This is a genomic window from Eubacterium sp. An3, from assembly GCF_002159465.1.
In the GTDB taxonomy this organism is placed as follows: domain Bacteria; phylum Bacillota; class Clostridia; order Lachnospirales; family Lachnospiraceae; genus Anaerobutyricum; species Anaerobutyricum stercoris.
Genome location: NZ_NFIR01000065.1, coordinates 1 through 4825, shown reverse-complemented (window position 1 = coordinate 4825; position 4825 = coordinate 1). Strand labels below are relative to the sequence as shown.

The window sequence follows — 4825 nt, the reverse complement described above, 5'->3', positions numbered from 1 at the left end:
GTTTTGGGTACTCAAAGAGCAGGGAGAAATACCACCGGCCATCCGGTTCCCGGGTCACGGTACAGTTTTTGAGCAGCCCGCCTTCCCGGATCTTGCGGTGGACCCGCAGACGTACCGGTCCCTTGATCTTCGGGAGTTTTAACAGGCAGCCGGAGAGCCTCAGGTTCGGCTTGTCCCGGTTGGAGAGGTTTGTCGTGTACGTATCCGGGCAGGCGTGCTTCTTCTTGAACCTCGGGCATCCCTTTTCTCCGGAAAAGAATTCTTTTACTGCCCGCTGGAAGTTCTGCTGTACATTGGCAAGGGCAAGGGAATCCATCCCCTTCAGCCAGGCAAGGTCTGGATCCTCCTTATAGGAGGCAGGGGTGCGGACCGGCGCGGACTTCCCCGTTTCCTTATAACTGTCCTTCCAGTCGGCGAGCATCCGGTTCCATAAGAACCGGGCAGAACCGATAAACTGGGAGAGGAGGTGTGCCTGTTCCTGGGATGGGAAGCCCTCAAAGCGGTAGGCCCGCTGCTCCACAGCCTCTGCTTTTTCCGTATCCATTTGTCCGGCAAACTTCTTTCCCATAAGCTATTCTCCTTGTCACTGCCGCTACCGCTGGCAGTTTTTCTGGCGTTCGATATACCGCAGGACGATTTCACACACCATACGATATGGTAGTTCAGATTGTAAACGCAAGTCCTTGCGTGCATATATTTACTCATGGGATAACTATATCATATAGGTATACTGCAGTCAACGGACCAACGGGAGATCAGAAGTATATCAGATCTTACATATAGGTACTGAAATCTGGTCGCTTTCATCCCGGATACAAGTAACCGGGAATTCCCGCTCTTATTCTTAAATTAAATGCAGACTGGGTACTCATATTGTTTCTGTTGAAAACAGAAAAAAAGGGGGTACCCGAATATGGGGCATTTTATATCCAGGAAAAAGACATTTTTATTTAAGGTGACTTTGGCTGCCGCATTACCGATTCTTTTTGTGGCAGAACCAACCTATGCAGCAGGGATAAGTTCCTCTCACATAGAAACAAAGACTGAGACAAAAGAGCGGATAAAAAAACGAGAGAAAAAAGCAAAACGTAACCGAGTCATCAAGATAAAAGATCAGGATTACTTTACAGAAAGTTATCCAAGTTCTATAAATACTGTAACAAAAGAGATTTCAAAAAAGACAATAAAGAAAAAATATTTAAAAAAGGGAAAAAAGAAAGTTCGAATCACCATTAAGACTGTGACCACGGTAAAGACAATATCAGACGAGACGCAATTGAACCAAAAGATTACTACTCTCTCAGATATGCGAAAATATCTGCCAAAAGAGATTTACAACAGTTTTATTTCCCGTGGTTTTTCATTCTCTTTGGTGGATAAATCAGAGATTTCTAACGCCAGCGGATTTTTTTCTGCCAGGAAACGGTGCATCAAACTTGCAATCGGACACAACACATTGTCTACAGCTTTACATGAATTTGGACATTTTGTTTCCTTTATTTCAGGGAATACAGCATTACGTCCATCCTTTCAGAATGTTTATCAGGCTGAAAAGGGACTGTATACCGGCGGTACATATGGCATTTCTTCAGCATCAGAATATTTTGCAGAAAGTTTCAAGGAATATATTGCTAATCCGGAAATTTTAAAGCAATCCCGGCCTATGACATATTCGATGATTGATCAGTCCGTGCAGCAAGTGATTCATTAATTTTGCGACTTGAGCTTCCCATACAAAAAGCGGAGCCGAAGCTCCGCTTTTTCATGTATTATTTGAGTTTAATGGTTACGGTCTTTGCTTTGTTGCTGCCATCGGTAGCCATAGCCGTGATTTTCACTTTTTTGCCCTTACCGACTTTCATAGTCTTCACTTTACCAGAAGCAGATACTTTTGCGTAGGATTCATTACTGCTGCTCCATGTCAGCTTGGTATTAGCACCTTTCGTCGCAGATGCTTTCGCTTTCAGTTTTAATGTCTTTCCCGCTTTAACGACACTTTTTCCGCTTACAGAAACTTTCTTGACTGCACCTTTCATTGACTTAATCTTGTATGTAGCCTTCGCTCCGTCTGCTGTGGTAGCTGTGATCACAGCGGATTTTCCACCAGATTTTTTCTTTACTTTGACTACACCTTTCTGATTTACTGTAGCAACTTTTGGATTACTGGAAGTCCAGGTGACCGTTTTATTTGATGCATTGGCCGGAAATACTTCGGCAGTCAGTTTTACTTTTTTCCCTGCAGCAATCTTTTTGGAAATTCCATCAATTTTTACGTTGGTTGCTTTCACAATTCCGCTTCCGGATGGAACATTGGCAGCAGGCGTATCAGTTGATGGTTTCTGTGTTGGGGCATCCGGAACCTCTTCCTGTCCATCTCCTGGATTAGATGGAGTCGTATCCAGATAAGAATCATTGTTTTCGGCTTCATCACTCACCTTTGCACCGCAGATAGAGCAAACACCATCAGAATCATAAGTATGATTTTCTACCTGATATCCTTTTTCTTTTGCCATCTGTTCAGCACAAGAGCCCTTTCCACAATGAATGACCAGAGAGTCATTTTCCCATGCGAATGTATACTCTGAAATAGACTGAACAGAATCCGGGATTACTACCTTCTTGATATCAGTATAATGTTCATAATCCACCTCATCAAAACAGCCGTTCATTTCCCGGACTAACAGCCCGCTTACTTCTCTTGGAACAGTAATCTCTGCCAAAAGTCCATCGTATTTGTACGCAGTTAAATATGGATGAACCAGTGGCTGTGATTCGTCTTCAGAAAACCCTTCTCTTGTGACAATGAAGATAAAGTTAGATGCCGGATCATAAAAATTTGAGATGTTAGGTGCCCCACAGATAGAACATGTGCTTCCATCTTTTTCTGAAAGCATATGATATTCTACCTTTAATGCATGCTTTTCCGCATAACCAGTAAATCCGCCCATTGGATCGCAATGAACAATGATATCCTCATTACAACCGGAAAAAGCATCGTCTGTATAATCACAGATAGAATCCGGGATGTATAGCTTTGTAACCTGTTCCGATTCAGAAAGGAAATGGGAGCCCAACGTATCTACATAATATCCATTGACCATAGTAGGAATAGTAACTTCCGTATCTGTTCCCGTATATTTTTTCACGGACAATGTAACATCATCATAAGATCCATTAATGACTTCATAAACAAAATCCCCACTGATGAATGTTTCTCCGACATCATACCCATATTCCGCTGCATGAGCCTGGATACCAAGTCCCGAAAAAACGAGACATAATGTTAATAGCGCTGCAAATACTTTTTTCATAAAAACCTCCTATTATTAATAATACGGAATAATCCGCTTTTGAAGTGACACCTTTATTATACACTCTTTATTCGTTCATGAAGATTTCCATGCAACAATTTTTTCTCTTTGCAATTGAGGATTCTGTTATGTTTTTATCAAAAGGCTGTGGAAAAATACCGTGTTGGGGAGTGGTTTCTTTGTAGCTTTAAGAATCGGCGGCGGGAATTCTCGGTTACTTGTATCCGAGATGAAAGCCGCCACCTTCATGTAGCATCCGCGGATACCGGGCTATATGTAGCAGAAAAATACCGGTTTTATGTTTGCAAACACTAGAAATTGTTGTATACTATCTATATAGAGAACAAATATTCGACATTACATTGAGCGGCAAGAGAACTGCCAGCTATAGGAGGAGATCATGGGAGCGAAACGTTGCAGCGGACAAAGGAATAAAGAGAAGGCATCCACAGTGGAACAGCTGGCATACCGTTTCCAGGGGTTCCCTACAAGAACGCAGGAGCATATCCTGAACCAGTTCATCGGATCCGTATGTTTCTTGTGGAACCGAATGCTCGGTGATTGGATCGGGTCTTATAAGGAGAAAGGGAAATCAGATCCGATCAGGACACCGTCTTCTTATAAACAAGAGCCGGGTCTGGAATGGTTAAAGGACATGGATTCCCTTGCCCTTTGTAACGTACAGCAAAACTTCGAGCGGGCCGTCTCAGAGTTTTTCTCCGGCGAAAAAGGATTTCTGCGCTTCAAGAAAAAGCACGCCTGCAAAGATTCCTATACGACGAACCTCTCCAACAAAGAGAACCCAAACCTTTTTCTGGAGGGATGCATGCTGAAACTCCCGAAGGTGAAGGAGCCTGTCGTCCTCCGTCTGCACCGGGAGGTCGCACCCGGCGGCATCCTGAAAAACTGCACGGTCACAAGGGAACCGGACGGCAGGTGGTACTTTTCCCTGGTGTATGAATATACAAGGAAGGACAGGCGCCAGACAAGATACGGAGCATCGGGCTGGATATGTCCCTCCCGGAATTGTTTGTCGATTCCAATGGGAATGTCCCAAATTACCCAAAGCCATACCGCAGGCTGCAGAAAAAGATCGCGAGGGAACAACGCCGGTTATCCCGCATGGAGAAGGACTCCAGTAATTACAACAAACAATTGCGTAAGATCGCCCGGCTGCATGCGAAAGCCAAGCATCAGCGGGAAGATTTCTTACATAAATTGTCTTACAACCTTGTCCATGACTACGATATCATCTGCATCGAGGATCTTGACATGGCGGCGATGAAAAAAGCCCTCTCTTTTGGGAAGTCCGTCAGTGATAACGGATGGGGCGGGTTTGTGAGGATGCTGCAATATAAAGCGGAACGTTACGGCTGCATCATCATAAAAGTAGATAAGTGGTTTGCATCCAGTAAGACATGTTCTTCCTGCGGCTATAAACATAGTGAGCTGAAGCTGTCTGACCGTACCTATATATGCCCGAAGTGTGGGCACGTCATGGGGCGGGACCATCA

The 4825-nt window shown here is 44.1% G+C and carries 4 protein-coding genes and 1 pseudogene; 3 read left to right on the top strand and 2 right to left on the bottom strand.

What is annotated here, in order from left to right:
- Positions 1-568: RNA-guided endonuclease TnpB family protein (locus B5F87_RS19985; protein ID WP_143405311.1), on the bottom strand; the 568-nt coding region annotated here is incomplete at its 3' end.
- Positions 569-913: 345 nt separating this feature from the next.
- Here B5F87_RS19985 and B5F87_RS19980 point away from each other — a divergent pair.
- The gene (locus B5F87_RS19980) at positions 914-1711 is read left to right on the top strand and encodes a hypothetical protein (RefSeq protein WP_087284341.1); all 798 of its coding nucleotides are present in this window, start codon (positions 914-916) and stop codon (positions 1709-1711) included.
- A gap of 58 nt (positions 1712-1769) precedes the next feature.
- Here the strand turns inward: B5F87_RS19980 and B5F87_RS20840 are convergent, their stop codons facing one another.
- Complete coding sequence (locus B5F87_RS20840; RefSeq protein ID WP_143405310.1) at positions 1770-3311, bottom strand: Ig-like domain-containing protein; 1542 nt, start codon at positions 3309-3311, stop codon at positions 1770-1772.
- Positions 3312-3711: 400 nt separating this feature from the next.
- On the opposite strand from B5F87_RS20840, the pseudogene B5F87_RS21545 reads away from it, so the two are divergent.
- A pseudogene (locus B5F87_RS21545) lies at positions 3712-3891 on the top strand (helix-turn-helix domain-containing protein); the annotation flags it as partial.
- Positions 3892-4322: 431 nt separating this feature from the next.
- On the top strand, positions 4323-4825 hold a 503-nt coding region (locus B5F87_RS21540; protein ID WP_143405309.1), incomplete at its 3' end, for an RNA-guided endonuclease TnpB family protein.